This is a genomic window from Streptomyces sp. NBC_01476, from assembly GCF_036227265.1.
GTDB lineage: Bacteria > Actinomycetota > Actinomycetes > Streptomycetales > Streptomycetaceae > Actinacidiphila.
Window position 1 is genome coordinate 7,200,421 of the sequence record NZ_CP109446.1, and the last position, 15,338, is coordinate 7,215,758.

Sequence of the window (15,338 nt, forward strand, 5' to 3'; positions counted from 1 at the left end):
GTCTTGGAGGGTTCATGCGTACGACCACTGGCTGGCAGAGCACCACCGACGGCTCGACCGCACTGGAGCGGGTCACGATCGAGCGCCGGGACCTGCGCGACGACGACATCGCGGTGCGCGTCGACTTCTGCGGCGTCTGCCACAGCGACCTGCACCGGATCCAGGGTGTGCTCGGCGAAAGTGCGGTGGTCCCCGGCCACGAGTTCACCGGCACGGTCACCGCCGTGGGCGCCGCGGCGAACGGCTTCACCCCGGGGGACCGGGTCGCGGTCGGCACCGTCGTCGACTCCTGCGGCGTCTGCCCGATGTGCGAGGTGGGCCAGGAGAACTTCTGCTACGAACGCCCGACCACCACCTACGGCGGTACCGACCGGATCGACGGCAGTACGACGAAGGGCGGCTACAGCCGCGAGTACGTGCTGCGGGAGAAGTTCGCCTACCCGCTGCCCGAAGGGCTCGACCCGGCCGCCGCCGCCCCGCTGATGTGCGCCGGCATCACCATGTGGGAGCCGTTGCGCGCGGCCGGGATCGGACCGGGCAGCCGCGTCGCGGTGGCCGGCCTCGGCGGCCTGGGCCATTTGGGGGTGAAACTGGCCGCGGCGCTCGGCGCCGAAGTCACCGTGCTCAGCCGTACCCCGGGCAAGTCCGACGACGCCCGCAAGCTCGGGGCCGCGGACACACTGCTGACGACCGACGAGAGCCGGACGCAGCAGGCGCGTGGCCGCTTCGACCTCATCCTGGACACCGTCCCGGCCCCGCACGACCTCTCGCCGCTGCTGCGCATGGCGGCCCTGGACGGCACGCTGGCCGTGCTCGGCTACCCGCTCCCGACCACGGTGGCGCTCCTGGACCTGGTCCAGGGCCGCAAGAAGCTGACCTCATCGGGCACCGGCGGCCGGTCGCAGACCGCGCGGATGCTGGAATTCTGCGCCGAGCACGCCATCAGCGCGGATGTCGAGGTGGTTGCCTCGGCCCGCGTCCAGGAGGCCCTCACCCGCCTGGCGCGCGGCGATGTCCGCTACCGCTTCGTACTGGACCTGTCCGACCTCGACCAGCCCGCCTCCTGACGACAGCGGGTCCTTCCCGCCGAGCCCGTCGCCGCCGCCCCGACCGCTCATCGCCCGCTGATCCGCCGCGCCCGCCGGCTTCCCACCGGACCGGTCATGCCGAGCCCGCCGCTCCGCGGCCAGGTTCCCGCCGCCGGCGGACGCCCTCAGTCGGGCTGAGCGGTCGGCTGCGCGCGCCTGGCGCCGCAGCCGGGATCTGACGTCGTTGGCGGATGCATGGAGGAGCCCGTCGTCCCCATGATGGCTGCCCGATCCGCCGCTTTTCGCAGAGAAGATCCGGTAGAGCCGTGGTGTTCCCGGAATCCCCTTCCATGGCGCGTCCAGGATTGCGTCCGCCGCCCAAGTGGCCGCGTCCCCCGTGGGCGGGGCGGTACGTACCCAGAGCCTGGATCTGCTGGCACCGTCCGGCCGTCTCCTGCTGGTCGGCAACGCCGGTGGCGACTGGGGCAACCTCATCGACAGCAACCAGCTCTGGCTGCGCCGTGTCACGGTCTCCGGATTCTCGGCGGGCTCCTACCTTCCGGCCCACATGGACCAGCTCCGCCCCGCGGCTGAAGCCGCACTGAGGGCGGTCGCCGACGGCCTGGCCGAGACCGAGGTCGACGTACTTCCGCTGGAGGACGTGGTGACCGCGCACGAGCGGATGGAGAGCCGCGCGGTCGACGGCCGCATTGTCCTCACGCCGTGAGCACCAAGAGGACTGTGAGCGCCGTGAGCCCCGGACCAGGCGGTCAGGCGGCGGGCGCGAGGTAGGGGAAGAACGGGGTCGGCGGCGCATCGACGGCGTCCTTGCCGAGCCCGAGGCTCAGAGCGCTGTCGGTGGCGAGGGAGAACATGACCTCACCGGCGTTGTCGGTGAGCGCGCGGCCGTTGAACTCGGCGAAGCCGAAAACCGCGGGAGTGCCGATCGTGTAAGGAAGGACGTCCGGGAGAATGCGCTCGGCGACCCCCTGGCCGTACGCGTGGGGATCCGACGTGCTGCCCCGGGCACCGACGACCGCGGCGACGCGGTCGGTGATCTCCTCGCCGAAGGTGTCGATGTCGTCAGCGGGTTCGGTCTGATTCAGCCGCTCTGCCAGTGCGTCGTCGAACTGGGCGAAGATCGGTGACACCATCGGGAGCCCGCACCGGTTGACGCGGTGCCATCCGCCGGCATCGGTGGCCAGCGCCGTCACGCCCCATACGCCGATGTCCCGGCGGCGCGTGAAGAGCAGCAGATCGGCGTCCGGCACCTCCAGGACGATCGACCACACTTTCATTCCGGCGAACAGGCTTGTGACCTCAGCGGAATCCGGCGCCGGCAGCTCGACATCGGTGGCGTGCTGGAAGGCCCGGCCGACCGCCTCGACCACGCCCGGGTTCATCCAGAACGGGTCGCCGGCCCGTCCGGTCCACACCCGCGTGCCCCCGTCGGTGCTGAGCGTGCGCCCGGTCCGGCCGGCCAGCAGGACGGTACCCTCCGCCGCGTCGTCGGCCGCCTGGGGTCCGACGAGCCGGCGCAGTTCGACCGCCTGCGACCCATCGGGAGCCACTTCCCCGAAGCTGAGGCGGTAGGAAAGGTTCTCGACGGCGTCGCCGGTGCTGTCGATCTTGAACTCGTACCGGGCCTCGGGGTGGAACCCCTTCGGCGCGTCCGGACCCGCGGAGTCGGAGCAGACGTTCATCACCAGAACGGTGCCGCGGTCGCCCCGGAACACGTACACGTCGGAGATGTTCAGCCGGGCGTCGGCCCTGGCCGCGGGCGAATCGAGGTGGTGGGACATGTGACGACTCCAGACACTCCGCGGAGGCACGCCCTTTCCCTCAGGCTAACCGCGCCGTTCCACGGACGCACCGCGACGAAACCGGGCCAGGCGCCCCCCGCGGCCCCGCCGCCGCAGCGGCACCCACGGCTCCCGGGTGTCTCCGCCCGGCCTCCGCGCACGGGTGGCGAGCCTGGCCGGTGCGTGCGAGGACCGCCGAGGTCCACCGGCCTCGCGGCCGGCCGGCCCCTCCGCCGGCGGCGCCGACCGGCCACCGTGGTCAGGAACGGCGTCGGCGCAGGGCTCGGTAGAGGTCCCCGGCCGCATCCGCGGACCTGAGCCACCAGCCCTGCAGGGTGTCCCGCACCCCGGTCAGCAGCCACCGCCACTTGAACCACAGGGGCAGTTTCCGGAAAGGGACGAACGTGAGCGTGTCGTCGATCGCGTTCTCGGCGAAGCCGCCGGGGCCCTCGGCACGCAGCGCCGCGTACAGCTCCGGCGTCAACTCGCCATGGAGCCGGGCCGCGACACCCGCCGCGGTGAACGCGAACTGCCGCTGGTCGCGATCAGGAAGCCGCATCGCCCTGACGATCCGTGGTGACGCCTCCGACAGCGGGCGGGTGAAGGTGAGGCCGATCACCGCCGTGCCGAGGTGACGCTCACCGCGCTCGAACGCGGCGTCCACGGCGGCGGGGTCGTCCATGTGCGACAGGCCCTCGCCGCTCTCCCAGTCGTATTCGGGCGCCATACCGTACCTCGCTGTCAGCCGTCGCACGGCGGCGGGAGCACCCGCTGCTTCTTGATGTTGTCGATCATGCCCGCCTTCTTCAGCTTGGTCAGGTCGCCCTGCGTGACGCTCTTGGACGGGTACGAGCCCTGCACATGGCCGTGGTAGATCTCCTTGATGATATTGCCGTCCTTGTCGGTGATCGCCCGGTGCCGGTCCAGCACCACGATCTCGCCGTTCTCATGGTCGACGCCCAGCCGACGGGTGACGTTCGGGTTGTCCGGGTCCAGGTCGATGGACCTGTCCAGTGCGGCCTGGCCGTTGGACGGCGCACGGCTGACCTCGCCCTTGGCCGACGAACCGCTGCTCGCACCGTGCTTGCCGTACTCCGAGTCGTCGTAGACGCGGACCGGTTGGCTGCCGTCGCCTTCCAGGCCGAGCGGGTCGCTCCAGCGGAAGGGGTTGTCGACGTACGCGTGGTGGTTGGGGGCGGGGACCAGGCCGAGCGGGTCGGGGGAGAGGAAACTCGCGGTGTCCGGGGTGTAGTAGCGGGCGAGGTTGTAGTGCAGCCCCGTCTCCGGGTCGCGGTACTGGCCGGGGAAGGCCAGCGGGCACAGGCCGTCGTTGCCGCCGGCCAGCGGACTGCCCCACACACTGGTCGCGGCCCGCCAGGCGATGGTGCCGTCCTCGCCGACGAGTTCACTGGGGGTGCCGGCCAGGTCGGTGACGATCGCGTAGAACCGCCGGTCGATCTCGTCGGGGTCGTCGGTGTGCCACCGCCGGCGCACCTGGGCGGCCGCCCGGTGGGTGCCCGGCTCCCAGTCCCAGGTGTCGGTCTCCACCACACCGTCGCGGACCGCCCGCTGCTCCGCGAGGTTGGCGCAGTCCCAGGTGAACAGGATCTCCTCGGTGACCGTCCCGTCCTCGCCCAGCCGGGACTTGGCGGTGCGCCGGCCGAGCGCGTCATAGCGGTACCGCCATATGCCCTTGTCCGGGGTGGCGACCTCGGTGAGCCGGTCCTCGGCGTCCCAGGCGTAGGTCCAGATCCTGCGCAGCCCGGACAGCGTCCGCCGGATCATGCGGACCACCCGCCCCTGGCCGTCGTACGCGTACGCGGTGCGGCCCGCCGAGGTGACCATCGTCCCGGTGTGCTCCACCGGGCCCTGCGCGTCCTGCCCGCCGGGGGCCGGATGGGTGGCAGCGGTGAGGTTGCCGAGGTCGTCGTACGCGTAGGACTCGGTCCAGGCCGCGGCCGACAGACCCGTGACGCGGCCCGCGCGGTCGAGGTCGAACCGGCGGGCGCCGCCCAGCAGTTCGTCGATACCGGTCAGGTGGCCGTCCGCGCGGTAGGCGTAGGAACGGGACTGCCGTACGGTTGCGTCGCCGGGGCCGGTGTCGCCCGCCGTCCGTGACCGGATGAGCTGTTCGACCAGGCGGTGGCCCGCGTCCCAGGACTGTGCCAGGGTGGCGGCTCCGCCGAGGCCACGCGCCGTCTCGCGGCCGGCCGCGTCGTGCGCGAAGGTCAGCTCACCGCCCCCGGTGACGAGCGAGGTGGGCAGGCCCGCGGAGTCGTACGACCAGTGCGAGGTGGCGCCGCTGGGTGTGACCCGCCGCACCCGCCGGCCCAGCGGGTCGTACGCGCTGGTGACCGCGCGGCCGTCGACCGTCTCCGCGACGACCCGGCCCACCGCGTCGTAGGCATAACCGACCTCGCTGCCCGGGTTCACGGCGCTCACGAGCCGCCCGGCCGCGTCGTACCGCAGTGAGGTGACCGCGCCGTCGCCCGTGCGCGATTCCACGACGCGGCGCGCCGCGTCACGGGTCAGCCCGATCATCTGCCCGGTGCCGTTCGCCCGCTCGATCTGACGGCCCGCCGGGTCGCCGCGAACCACCACGCCCGAGGACGCGTGGCATGGCACGAGAGGTTCCCCCACGTCAGCAGCCGGCCGGTGCCTCCTTCGCCGTCCGCGGCCCGGCGCGACGCCGGTCAGCCGCCGGTCAGCCGCTCGTCAGGTCCTGGAGGCCGACCACGCGGAGCAGTTCCAGCCGCTCGTAGGACCTGCTGTCCGGACGCGCGGTGTAGACGACCAGTCGCTGGTCGTGCTCCGGGTTCAGCAGTACCTCGCAGTCCAGCTCCAGCAGGCCGACGACCGGGTGCAGGAAGCGCTTGGTGTCGCCGCGGCGTACCGCGACCTCGTGGGTGTCCCACAGCGCGGAGAACTCCTCGCTGCGGGCACGCAGCCGGCGTACGAGCCCCGCAAGCCGCGCGTCGTCCGGGCGGCGGCCGAGTGCGGCACGCAGATCCGCCACCGCGGTGCGCGCGGCACGGTCTCGGTCCTCGGCGGGAAAGAGTTCCCGCGCGGCGGGGTCGGTGAAGTAGCGCCAGACGACGTTGCGCTCCGCCTCGGGGCGGGTGGACGCGTCACCGTGGAGCGCCCTGTCCATGGCGTTCTGCGCGAGGATGTCGCCCCGGTCGTTCAGCACCCGGGCGGGAGTGTCCGTCAGCCGGTCGAGGACGAGCAGCAGGCCGGGGCGGACGTGCTCGGAGGTCGGCCGGTTGCGCGGCGGCTCCTCGCCGGCCAGGTGGAAGAGGTGGTCCCGTTCGTCGCCGGTCAGCCGCAGCGCGCGGGCGACCGCGGCGAGCATCTGCCGGGACGGGCGTGAGCCCCTGGCCTGCTCCAGCCGCGTGTAGTGGTCGGTGGACATGCCTGCCAGCTGCGCCACCTCTTCACGGCGCAGCCCCGGGGTGCGGCGTCGCGGGCCCTGCGACAGGCCCACGTCGCTGGGAGCGAGCCGGCTACGGCAGTGCCGCAGGAAGTCGGCCAGTTCGGTTCTGTCCACACCCCCACCATGCCCCCGGACGCCGGCGGCAGCCAGGGACGGCGCGTCCCCGGATAAGGACGTCTCTCCCGCCGGTGCCCGCATCGCCGCAGGCTGGAGACCGGACCGGCGGCGCCGCGCAGGAGCGGCGAGAGACACACCGGTGCCGCACACGGCAGCTGTAAGGCCCGCGGCCCCCGCCCGCCGGCGCATCATCGCGCGCTGTTCCCACCGTGTGCAGAGAAAGGAAGATCACCCATGCAGTACCGCACGCTCGGCCGGACCGGTATCAAGGTCAGCCCCTACGCCCTCGGCGCCTTGATGTTCGCCACGTCCGTCGGCAACCCCGACCCCGACGACTCGGCCCGGATCATCCACAAGGCGCTGGACGCCGGCATCAACCTCGTCGACACCGCTGACGTCTACGGCGACTCCGAAGAGGTGGTCGGCAAGGCGCTCAAGGGCCGACGTGACCATGTCGTCCTCGCGACCAAAGTGAGCCGCCCGCTCGGTGACGACCCCAATCAACAGGGCGCGTCGCGGCGCTGGATCACGACCGCGGTGGAGAACTCGCTGCGCCGGCTGCGGACCGACCACATCGACCTCTACCAGATCCACCGGCCCAACCCCGACACGGACATCGAGGAGACGCTCTCGGTGCTCTCCGACCTGATCCACAGCGGAAAGGTCCGCGCGATCGGGACCTCCGGGGTGCCGGCGTCCGACATCGTCGAGGCCCGGTGGGTCGCCGAGCGGCGCGGGCTGGCGCGTTTCCACACCGAGCAGCCGCCGTACTCGCTGCTCAGCCGCGGTATCGAACGCGAGGTGCTGCCGGTCGCCGAGCGTTACGGGCTGGGCACGCTGGTGTGGGGCCCGCTCGGACAGGGGCTGCTCACCGGGCGGGTCCGCGCGGGCCGGGAGAACGAACTGCGCCGCGCCGGCTTCTTCCAGCACCTCAATGACGAGCGCCGGCTGGACACCGTCGAGCGGTTCATCGCGCTCGCCGAGGAGGTGGGGGTGCCGCTGACCCACCTCGCGATGGCGTTCACCATCGCTCATCCCGGCGTGACCAGCGCGATCGTCGGGCCGCGTACGATGAGCCACCTCGACGACCTGCTCGCCGGCGCCGACCTGGCGCTCACCGACGACATCCTCGACCGGATCGACGAGATCGTCCCGCCGGGCACCGACGTCGGCACACTCGACCAGGCGTATGTGCCGCCGGCTCTCCAGCAGCCGGGCCTCCGCCGCCGGCCGGCCGGCGAACGCAGCGCCGGCTGACGCGGTGACCCGGGGGCCGTCCGGGCCGTTGCCGGGTCGACGCAACGGGGTTGCCGGCGGCGGATGCCGGGCAACCGCCGCGGGCGGGTCCGCGGGGGCCGGTCAGCCGCCGGACTCGTCCTCCGCCAGGTTCTCCAGTACGGCTTCCGACAGGGCCGCCAGCGCGTCGAGCTGCCGGGGGCTGATCACATCGAGGAAGACGCGGCGCACGTGGTTCACGTGCAGCGGGACGGCCTTGTCGATCGCCTCCCGGCCCTCCTCGGTGAGCGCCACGTGATTGCCGCGGCTGTCCTCCGCGCAGGGGCGCCGTTCGACCAGTCCCCGCGCGATCATCCGGGAGAGCTGGTGGGTGAGGCGGGTCTTCTCCCAGCGGAGGAGTTCGCGCAGCTCGAACACCCGCAGGGAACCTTCCGGCTGCAGGGAGAGGCTGCTCAGTACGGCGAAGTCCGCCAGCGAGAGACCCGAATCCCGGAGCAGCTGCCGGTTCATGTGGCGGCGGAGGTCCTCCTGCATCGTGAGAAAGCCGTACCACGCGCGCCGCTCGCGCTCATTCAACTGCTCGGACTCGGTCACGCTGCAAGGCTACAGGATGACGCGTCACCCGATGATTGCGGCGTCGGCCGCCGAGTAGCCCAGTCATGTTGGCCTTGACGAGCCGTCTGAGGGTGACGCATCATCCTTGTAGGGTGATGTGTCACCCCAAATCCGAGTGATCGTCCGGGAAGAAAGGTGCAAGTGCCATGGGGCGAGTGGACAAGAAGACAGCGGTGGTCACCGGCGGTGCGATGGGCATGGGGGCTGCCACGGTCCGGCGGCTCGCCGCCGAGGGCGCCGACGTGGTCATCGCGGACGTGAACGTCGAGGCGGCGCGGTCCCTCGCCACCGCACTCGGGGAGAAAGCGGCCGTCGAACGGCTCGACGTACGGTCGCCGCAGGAGTGGGCGGACGTCGTCCGGCGCACCGAAGAACGCTTCGGCTCCGTGGACATCCTGGTCAACAACGCGGGCATCGCGGATCCGGCTCCCCTGGAGCAGTGGGATCTCGCACGGCTGCAACGCACCCTGGACGTGAATCTGATCGGTGTCTTCAACGGCATACAGGCCGTCGTCCCGGCGATGAAGCGGGCCGGCGGCGGCTCCATCGTCAACATCGGCTCCGTCGGTGCGCTCCAAGGAGTGCCGAGGATGTCCGGGTACGTGGTCTCCAAGTGGGCGGTTCGCGGGTTGACCAAGACCGCCGCCCTGGAGCTGGGCGCGTACGGGATCCGCGTGAACGCGGTGCACCCGGGCCAGATCAACACCCCGATGACCAACGGTGTCACCTTTGAAACCGGCAACATCGCCCTGGGACGTGTCGGCGAACCGGACGACATCGCCGCCATCGTGCTCTTCTTCGCGGGCGACGACTCCCGCTTCGTCACCGGCAGTGAAGTGGCAGGCGACGGCGGACAGATCGCCGGCCCGGCGGATTACCGGGGCCTCCCGCAGTAGGCGTCAGACTCACCCCGGACCCCTCAAGTCCTGGGCGCGGTCCCCGACTTCCGGGGGTCCCTTGACTTCTCGGGGCCCCTTCGGCAGCCGTCCGCGCCGAGAACCTGCGCGAGCGCGTCGAGAGTGCGCCGACGACCGCGCGCAGTTGCTCCCTCCGAGATCGGCGTCGACGTCGTAGCCGACCGCCTCGGCCGGCTCCTTCTCCTCGCGCTGGCGCACGGCGCGGTCGTGCAGTTCGCCGACCCGCTCGACGACGTCCTGTACATGTCCGTGGTGTCGGCTGCCGGTGTGCTCCGCATCGCTCATGACGACGATCCTCCGCACACACCCCCGGGGACGGCAACCGCGCCGGGGGGAGCAGTTGGTGACATGGGCGGTGTGGCGGCGGAGACGGTCAGTCGAGGCCCTTCTTGCCCGGGGTCCAGAAGGGTTTGGTGCGGACGCTGCGCCGCGGCCAGTGGCGGTCCTCGACGAGGTGGCGGCGGACGAGCTGGATCGTTCTGGCCTCGCCGGCCAGATAGGCGATGCCGGGATCGGCGGGCAGGTCGAGGGCGCGGACGGCGTCGACGAGGGTCAGCGCGGAGTCGGCCGGCCGGCCCCGGCGGTAGCTCCAGGCCAGGTCCCAGTCCTGGTTCCGGTCCTGGCCGAGGTCGAGGCGTTCGTCGGGGCTGTCGACCTCCAGGCGGCCGAAGACCCGGGCGCCGGCGGGCAGCGCCCGCAGCATGGCGCCGTACGCGACCTGGGCGGTTTCCTCGCCGGCGAACAGGTGGTAATCGGCAGGGGCGGTGGTGAAGTCGCCCTCGGGCTTGAGCAGCCGCAGCTCGTCGCCGCTCCGGGCGGTGCGGGCCCACTCGGCTCCCGGTCCGCTGCTGTCGCCGTGGTCGTACACGATCAGCTCAAGGTTCTCACCGTCGTAGTCCCACACGCTGTAGGTGCGCAGCGTGCCGATCAGCCAGTCGACGGCTCCGGGTGCCGCACTGACCTGGAGGCGTACGTGCTGGCCGGGCTGCCAGGCGAGCCCGGCCAGCGCCGGCCCGGTCAGGGTGATGTGACGCAGCCGCGGCGCCCGCTGCTCGACGGTGTGGACGCGGGCAGGCAGCAGCAGACGGTCCAGCAAGCGGCGTTTCACGAGTCGTCTCCTCATCGGGTGGTTCGGCAGGGGGTGTTCGGGGTCAGTCCGCGGCGCGGCGCCGGTAGAGGACGGTGGCCGTGGGGACGAAGACGAGCAGGAGCCCGATGGACCAGAACAGCGTGGCGTGGATGGGGTGTTGCATGGGCCAGGAGTGGATCGAGGCCGAGGGGTTCGGGTTGCCGAGCAGTTCGCGGGCGGCCGCGGTGACCGCGCTGACCGGATTCCAGGTGGTGACGTCGCGCAGCCAGGGCGTCATGCGCTGGGTGGGCACCAGGGCGTTGGACATGAACAGGACGGGGAACAGGACCAGCAGGCCGAGTGCCTGGGCGGTTTCGACGCCCCTGCTGGCCAGCCCCAGGCACGCGCACCCCCAGGAGACCGCGTAGCCGAAGAGCAGGACGAGGGCGAACGCGGCGATCGCCTTGCCGGCCCCGTTGTCGGGCGACCAGCCGATGGCGAAGCCGGTGGCGGTGACGATACCGGCGCCGAGCAGTGCGGTCAGCAGGTCGGTGACCGAGCGGGCCACCAGCACCCCCGGCCGCCACATCGGCAGGGTCCGGAACCGGTCGACGATCCCGGTGTTGACGTCCGAGCTGAGCCCGACGCCGGTGCCGACGGTGGCGGTGACCTGGTTGAAGACGAGCAGGCCGGGGATGGCGAAGTCCTTGTAGCCGGCGCCGCCGGGCAGTACGACCCCGGCACCGAAGACGTAGATGAACATCAAAGTGAACAGCACCGGTTGGATGGTGACGTCGGAGAGCTGGAACGGCTCCCGGGAGATGTGGATCAGATTCCGCATCGAGAGTACGGCGATGTCGGAGAGTTTGCGCAAGCCGCCGTGGGTCCGCGCCACCGCGGTCGGCAGGGTCGGCGGCGTCGCCCTGGTCAGGGTGGTGGTGCTCATGCCCGTGCCTCCTGGGTCTTTGTGCCGGACTGCCCTTCCCCACCCGGTCGGGGGCCGGGACCGGGATCGCTTGTGGTGGGCTGCCCGTCGGCCGGACGGCCGGTCAGGGCGAAGAACACGTCGTCGAGCGAGGGCGGGCGGACCTCGACGTCGTCGACGCTGATCCCGGCCTCGTCCAGGGCCCGCACCACCGCGCCGGCCAGTCCCGGACCGCTGCTCACCGGGGCCCGCAGGTGCCGCCCGTCCTGGCTCACCGCCACCGCCCCGGCCGCGAACCGGCGCAGTGCGCCGGCGGCCTCCGGATGGGCGGTCGTGAGAGTCACCCGCAGCTGGGCGCCGCCGGTCCTGGCCTTGAGTTCGGCCGCGCTGCCCGCGGCGATCACCCGGCCGTGGTCGATGACGACGATCCGGTCGGCGAGCTCGTCGGCCTCTTCGAGGTACTGGGTCGTCAGCAGTACGGTGGCGCCGTCCGCGATGAGCCCGCGGATCACGCTCCACATCCGGACCCGGCTGCCCGGGTCAAGACCGGTGGTCGGCTCGTCCAGGAACAGCACCGGCGGCCGGGTCACCAGGCCGGCCGCCAGGTCCAGGCGGCGCCGCATCCCGCCCGAGTACCCCTTCACCACCCGGTCCCCGGCGTCGGTCAGTTCGAAGCGCTCCAGCAGAGCCCCGGCCAGCCGCCGGGAGTCGCCCCTGCGCAGCCCGCTCAACCGGCCGATCATCACCAGATTCTGACGACCCGTCAGCATCGTGTCGACCGTCGCGTCCTGTGCGGTGACCCCGATCACGGCCTGCACCGCCCGGGGGTCACGCACCACGTCGTGCCCGGCCACCCGCGCCCACCCGGCATCCGGCCGGGTGAGCGTGGTCAGCATCCGGACCGTGGTGGTCTTGCCTGCCCCGTTCGGCCCCAGCACCCCCAGCACCGTCCCGGCCGGCACCCGCAGACTCACCCCGGACACCGCCTCGGCGTCGCCGTATCGCTTCACGAGGCCCTCGGCCTCGATCATCAACTCCGTCACGGGTTGTCTCCCTCATCTGTGCGGCTCGGGTCGGCGTGGCGGGCGGGTGGCCGTGCCGGGCACCTCCGGGCCGTCACCACGCGGTCGGGCACGCCCAACGCTAGGCTGGCTGGTGTGCGCGTGGCGGCCGATGAATACCCCGCAACGGCCAACCCTTGCGGAGGGTCCGTCCGCGACAGCGACAGCGACAGCGGAGAGCGGGGCCACCACCATGAGCAGCCCGGACCATGTGCCGGCAGCGCTGCCCACCGCGCTGCCCACCGCGCTGCCCACCGCGCCGCCCGCGCGGCCGACCCCGCCGGCACTGAGCACGCCGCCGGCGAGGTCGCCGATCCTGAGCATCGACCGTGGCGAGGACGAGTCGTACGAGCAGTACGAGACGGCGCACTCCCACGCCGAGCCCATGCTGCTGTGGACCTCGACGGCGACCTTGACGGTCAGCACCGCCGCGCGCGACTGGCTGATCCCGCCCGGCTACGGGCTGTGGATCCCCGGCGGGGCCGAGCACGCGGTGGCCGCGCTGCGCGAGGGCGAGGGGTCCGTCATCACCTTCGCCCCCGACCGCTGTCCGATCACCTGGACCCGGCCCACCGGTGTCCCGGTCGGGCCACTGCTGCTCGAACTCATCGCGCACCTGCACCGGACCGGGCCGCAGGACCGGAGCCGGCCGCACGCCGAGGCGCTCATGTTCGAGCTGCTCACCCCGCTGCCCACGCACGACATCCAGGTGTCGATGCCGGCCGACCCGCGGGTGCGGGCCATCGCGGAACGTCTCATCGCCGACCCCGCGGACCAGCGCGAACTCGGCGCCTGGGCCGATCATGTGCACGCCGGAGTCCGGACCCTGTCGCGGCTCTTCCTCAGCGAGACCGGGCTCAGCTTCGCCCGCTGGCGTACCCAGGTGCGCATCCGCGCCGCCGTCCAACTCCTCTCCAACGGCGCGACGGTGGACGCCGTGGCCCGTGCCGTCGGCTACCGCAAGACCAGCGCGTTCATCAACGCCTTCCGCCGCGCGACCGGCCAGACCCCGGGCACGTACATCCACGAGCCGCCGCCATGAGCGGCCGCCCTCTGCGCGACGTCGAGCCTCTCCGTCACCGGCCGGGTGGGGTGGTTGGTGTCGCGCCCGGACCGCCGGCCCGTGGTGCGTCGCTCGCGCAGTTCCTCGCGGCTGCGGGGGGCTGGGGGGTGCGATTCGGCACGAGGGTGCCCCCCAGGGGCGCGGGGAACTGCGCGATCAGCCACGATGGTGCCGCACTCCGTCACCGGACCGAGGGGGCAGTCGGGGCCCAGCGGGCGGGGCGGGCGGCGCGATCAGGCGTAGACGCCGAACTCGTAGAGCGAATACCCGTATCCGGTGCCGCGCTGGCTGCCCAGCACCCGCACGTAGCGGCCGGTGGCATTGACGTCGAGGTCGTCCGCGTTGCCGTTGCCGTCGGTCACCGAGGTGGCCGTCCGCCAGTTCTGGCCGTCGTCGGAGACCTGGATGTCGTACGCCTTCGCGTAGGCCGTCTCCCAGACGAGCTGGACGTGGTGGATCGCGGTCGACGCGCCGAGGTCCACCTGCAGCCACTGCGGGTCGCTCCAGTCGCTGGACCAGCGGGTGGTGAGCTGCCCGTCCACCGCGTCCGCCGCGGTGCACGGGCAGCCGCCGGTCGGGTCGCTCTGGTACGAGGACGCGGTCGCGGGCCTGCCGAGCGCGACGTTGGTGCCGGCCGGCTTCGGGGCCACCACGCGCAGGGACTTGGAGCCGTAGCCGACGTTGCCGTGGCCGTCGGTCGCCTTGACGTACACCTTCCAGACCCCGATCTTGTCGGGCGCCTTGACGGTCAGCGTGCCGTCCCCGTGGCTGGTGGAAGCGGCCGGGGTGAGCGCGCCGTTGTTGTCGATGTAGAGGCTGCTGTAGAGGACCTGGTACGTGATCGGGTCGTTCTCCGGGTCGGTCGTCCTGGTGCTGATCGTCACGTCGCCGCCCGCGGGAACGCCGTCGGTCGCGCCGCTCACCGTCATGTCGCCGACGTTCGGGGGCAGGTTGTCACCCGCGGTGCTGCCGCCGTAGGCGCGCTTGACCGCGTAGTACGACGGCCGCTTGAGGCCCTCGGGCACCAGGTTGAACCAGATGCCGCCGAAGTCGCTCTCGTTGCCGTAGTGGAAGAGGGTGGCGCCGAGCGAGACGCCCTGGTGGCCGGTGACGCAGTTCCAGGCGCTGGTGTAACCGTCCGCCTTCTGCTGGTCGGTGGGCTCGTCGGGAACGCCGTTCGCGTCGTTCGGCACCTCCCAGGAACCGGCCGGGCCGCCCTCGGTGATGATGTACGGCTTGGTGTAACCGCCTGACTCCCAGGCCGACTTGACGTTGCACACGTCCTTGTAGGAGTTGACCGCGTACAGGTCCAGGTCGGGCGCGTTCTTCTTGTAGTACGGCCAGGCGCCGGTCCACGCGTCGGTCGACGTCACCGGATGGTTCGGGTCGACGGAGTGGATCTTCTGCGCGATCTGGTTGACGAAGGAGGTGTACGCGTCGCGCTCCTGCTCCAGCTTGTCGCCGCTGTAGCAGTTCTGCAGGCCGAGCACGGACTCGTTGCCGACGTCCCACATCAGCACGCCGGGGTTGTCCTTGTAGGTGTCCACCCACTTGGGGAACTCGGTGAGCATGCTGTTCTTGTACGCGTCGTCGGTGAGGTAGTCGACGCAGCCGCCGGAGCCGGGGCCGCCGCCGGGCTGGAGCCAGAAGCCGGCGATGACCTTCATGCCGTTGGCCGCGGCGGCGTCGAAGAGCGGCGCGCTGGTGGCGTCGGTGCCCCAGGTGCGGACCGTGTTGACACCCGCCCGGGCCAGGTCGGGCAGGTCCGTGGCGGCGTCGTTCGGAGAGGGCCCCCAGGTCAGACCCTTGACCTGCCAGGCGGAGCCGTCGACGGTGAGTTGCCAGTTGCCCTGCGAGCCGGTCACTTTGACGACGCTGCCCGCGGCGTGGGCGGCGGGGGCCTGGGCGGCCACGAGTCCGGCTGCGAGCAGCGCGGCGGCGGTCACCGGGACGGCGGCGCGGCGGGCGGCGGACAGGACGGAGGAGTGCATGGGGTTCTCCCGTGGGGGGATGGAAAGGGGATCTGGGCGACCGGGCGGGATCAGGGGGCAGGGGTCAGGGGCGATGCGGGG

The 15,338-nt window shown here is 72.0% G+C and carries 15 protein-coding genes; 5 read left to right on the top strand and 10 right to left on the bottom strand.

Annotated features, from left to right (window positions below):
* Positions 1 to 14: 14 nt before the first annotated feature.
* Positions 15 to 1,067 (top strand): NAD(P)-dependent alcohol dehydrogenase, encoded by a 1,053-nt coding sequence (locus OG552_RS31285; protein ID WP_329138650.1) that lies wholly within the window; start codon positions 15 to 17, stop codon positions 1,065 to 1,067.
* 343 nt (positions 1,068 to 1,410) lie between these two features.
* On the top strand, positions 1,411 to 1,755 hold the full coding sequence (locus tag OG552_RS31290) for a zinc-binding dehydrogenase (protein WP_329138652.1): 345 nt from the start codon (positions 1,411 to 1,413) through the stop codon (positions 1,753 to 1,755).
* A gap of 43 nt (positions 1,756 to 1,798) precedes the next feature.
* On the opposite strand, the gene OG552_RS31295 is transcribed toward OG552_RS31290, so the two are convergent.
* The 4 genes from OG552_RS31295 to OG552_RS31310 form a co-directional block, all read right to left on the bottom strand.
* Positions 1,799 to 2,830, bottom strand: coding sequence for a DUF4331 family protein (locus tag OG552_RS31295; protein ID WP_329138653.1), 1,032 nt, complete (start codon positions 2,828 to 2,830; stop codon positions 1,799 to 1,801).
* Between the two features lie 259 nt (positions 2,831 to 3,089).
* Positions 3,090 to 3,557, bottom strand: coding sequence for a hypothetical protein (locus OG552_RS31300; protein WP_329138655.1), 468 nt, complete (start codon positions 3,555 to 3,557; stop codon positions 3,090 to 3,092).
* Between the two features lie 14 nt (positions 3,558 to 3,571).
* Complete coding sequence (locus OG552_RS31305) at positions 3,572 to 5,455, bottom strand: RHS repeat-associated core domain-containing protein (protein WP_329138657.1); 1,884 nt, start codon at positions 5,453 to 5,455, stop codon at positions 3,572 to 3,574.
* Between the two features lie 79 nt (positions 5,456 to 5,534).
* Complete coding sequence (locus tag OG552_RS31310; RefSeq protein ID WP_329138659.1) at positions 5,535 to 6,377, bottom strand: helix-turn-helix transcriptional regulator; 843 nt, start codon at positions 6,375 to 6,377, stop codon at positions 5,535 to 5,537.
* A gap of 237 nt (positions 6,378 to 6,614) precedes the next feature.
* On the opposite strand from OG552_RS31310, the gene OG552_RS31315 reads away from it, so the two are divergent.
* Positions 6,615 to 7,637: an aldo/keto reductase gene (locus OG552_RS31315; RefSeq protein ID WP_329138661.1), complete on the top strand. Its 1,023-nt coding sequence runs from the start codon at positions 6,615 to 6,617 to the stop codon at positions 7,635 to 7,637.
* A 102-nt stretch (positions 7,638 to 7,739) separates the two neighbouring features.
* Here the strand turns inward: OG552_RS31315 and OG552_RS31320 are convergent, their stop codons facing one another.
* Complete coding sequence (locus OG552_RS31320) at positions 7,740 to 8,210, bottom strand: MarR family winged helix-turn-helix transcriptional regulator (RefSeq protein ID WP_329138663.1); 471 nt, start codon at positions 8,208 to 8,210, stop codon at positions 7,740 to 7,742.
* Between the two features lie 167 nt (positions 8,211 to 8,377).
* Here OG552_RS31320 and OG552_RS31325 point away from each other — a divergent pair, with 167 nt between their 5' ends.
* A complete protein-coding gene (locus tag OG552_RS31325; protein WP_329138665.1) occupies positions 8,378 to 9,127 on the top strand; it encodes an SDR family NAD(P)-dependent oxidoreductase in 750 nt (249 codons plus the stop codon).
* Between the two features lie 9 nt (positions 9,128 to 9,136).
* Here OG552_RS31325 and OG552_RS31330 read toward each other — a convergent pair whose 3' ends face one another.
* The 4 genes from OG552_RS31330 to OG552_RS31345 form a co-directional block, all read right to left on the bottom strand.
* On the bottom strand, positions 9,137 to 9,433 hold the full coding sequence (locus tag OG552_RS31330; RefSeq protein WP_329138666.1) for a hypothetical protein: 297 nt from the start codon (positions 9,431 to 9,433) through the stop codon (positions 9,137 to 9,139).
* 88 nt (positions 9,434 to 9,521) lie between these two features.
* The gene (locus OG552_RS31335; RefSeq protein WP_329138669.1) at positions 9,522 to 10,256 is read right to left on the bottom strand and encodes a siderophore-interacting protein; all 735 of its coding nucleotides are present in this window, start codon (positions 10,254 to 10,256) and stop codon (positions 9,522 to 9,524) included.
* Between the two features lie 43 nt (positions 10,257 to 10,299).
* Positions 10,300 to 11,163 (bottom strand): ABC transporter permease, encoded by an 864-nt coding sequence (locus OG552_RS31340; RefSeq protein ID WP_329138671.1) that lies wholly within the window; start codon positions 11,161 to 11,163, stop codon positions 10,300 to 10,302.
* Positions 11,160 to 12,173 (bottom strand): ATP-binding cassette domain-containing protein, encoded by a 1,014-nt coding sequence (locus tag OG552_RS31345; RefSeq protein ID WP_443071216.1) that lies wholly within the window; start codon positions 12,171 to 12,173, stop codon positions 11,160 to 11,162. Before OG552_RS31345 ends, OG552_RS31340 begins: the two co-directional genes overlap by 4 nt.
* A gap of 223 nt (positions 12,174 to 12,396) precedes the next feature.
* Between OG552_RS31345 and OG552_RS31350 the strand changes: the two genes are divergently transcribed.
* The gene (locus tag OG552_RS31350; RefSeq protein ID WP_329138675.1) at positions 12,397 to 13,245 is read left to right on the top strand and encodes a helix-turn-helix transcriptional regulator; all 849 of its coding nucleotides are present in this window, start codon (positions 12,397 to 12,399) and stop codon (positions 13,243 to 13,245) included.
* A 254-nt stretch (positions 13,246 to 13,499) separates the two neighbouring features.
* Here OG552_RS31350 and OG552_RS31355 read toward each other — a convergent pair whose 3' ends face one another.
* On the bottom strand, positions 13,500 to 15,257 hold the full coding sequence (locus tag OG552_RS31355; protein WP_329138677.1) for a discoidin domain-containing protein: 1,758 nt from the start codon (positions 15,255 to 15,257) through the stop codon (positions 13,500 to 13,502).
* Positions 15,258 to 15,338: the final 81 nt, after the last annotated feature.

Bases quoted from the DNA above. Each gene is read 5' to 3' on its own strand.
- OG552_RS31295 (WP_329138653.1), bottom strand. From the start codon at position 2,830: ATGTCCCACCACCTCGATTCGCCCGCGGCCAGGGCCGACGCCCGGCTG.
- OG552_RS31350 (WP_329138675.1), top strand. From the start codon at position 12,397: ATGAGCAGCCCGGACCATGTGCCGGCAGCGCTGCCCACCGCGCTGCCC.
- OG552_RS31285 (WP_329138650.1), top strand. From the start codon at position 15: ATGCGTACGACCACTGGCTGGCAGAGCACCACCGACGGCTCGACCGCA.
- OG552_RS31345 (WP_443071216.1), bottom strand. From the start codon at position 12,173: ATGATCGAGGCCGAGGGCCTCGTGAAGCGATACGGCGACGCCGAGGCG.
- OG552_RS31340 (WP_329138671.1), bottom strand. From the start codon at position 11,163: ATGAGCACCACCACCCTGACCAGGGCGACGCCGCCGACCCTGCCGACC.
- OG552_RS31300 (WP_329138655.1), bottom strand. From the start codon at position 3,557: ATGGCGCCCGAATACGACTGGGAGAGCGGCGAGGGCCTGTCGCACATG.
- OG552_RS31355 (WP_329138677.1), bottom strand. From the start codon at position 15,257: ATGCACTCCTCCGTCCTGTCCGCCGCCCGCCGCGCCGCCGTCCCGGTG.
- OG552_RS31330 (WP_329138666.1), bottom strand. From the start codon at position 9,433: ATGAGCGATGCGGAGCACACCGGCAGCCGACACCACGGACATGTACAG.
- OG552_RS31315 (WP_329138661.1), top strand. From the start codon at position 6,615: ATGCAGTACCGCACGCTCGGCCGGACCGGTATCAAGGTCAGCCCCTAC.
- OG552_RS31325 (WP_329138665.1), top strand. From the start codon at position 8,378: ATGGGGCGAGTGGACAAGAAGACAGCGGTGGTCACCGGCGGTGCGATG.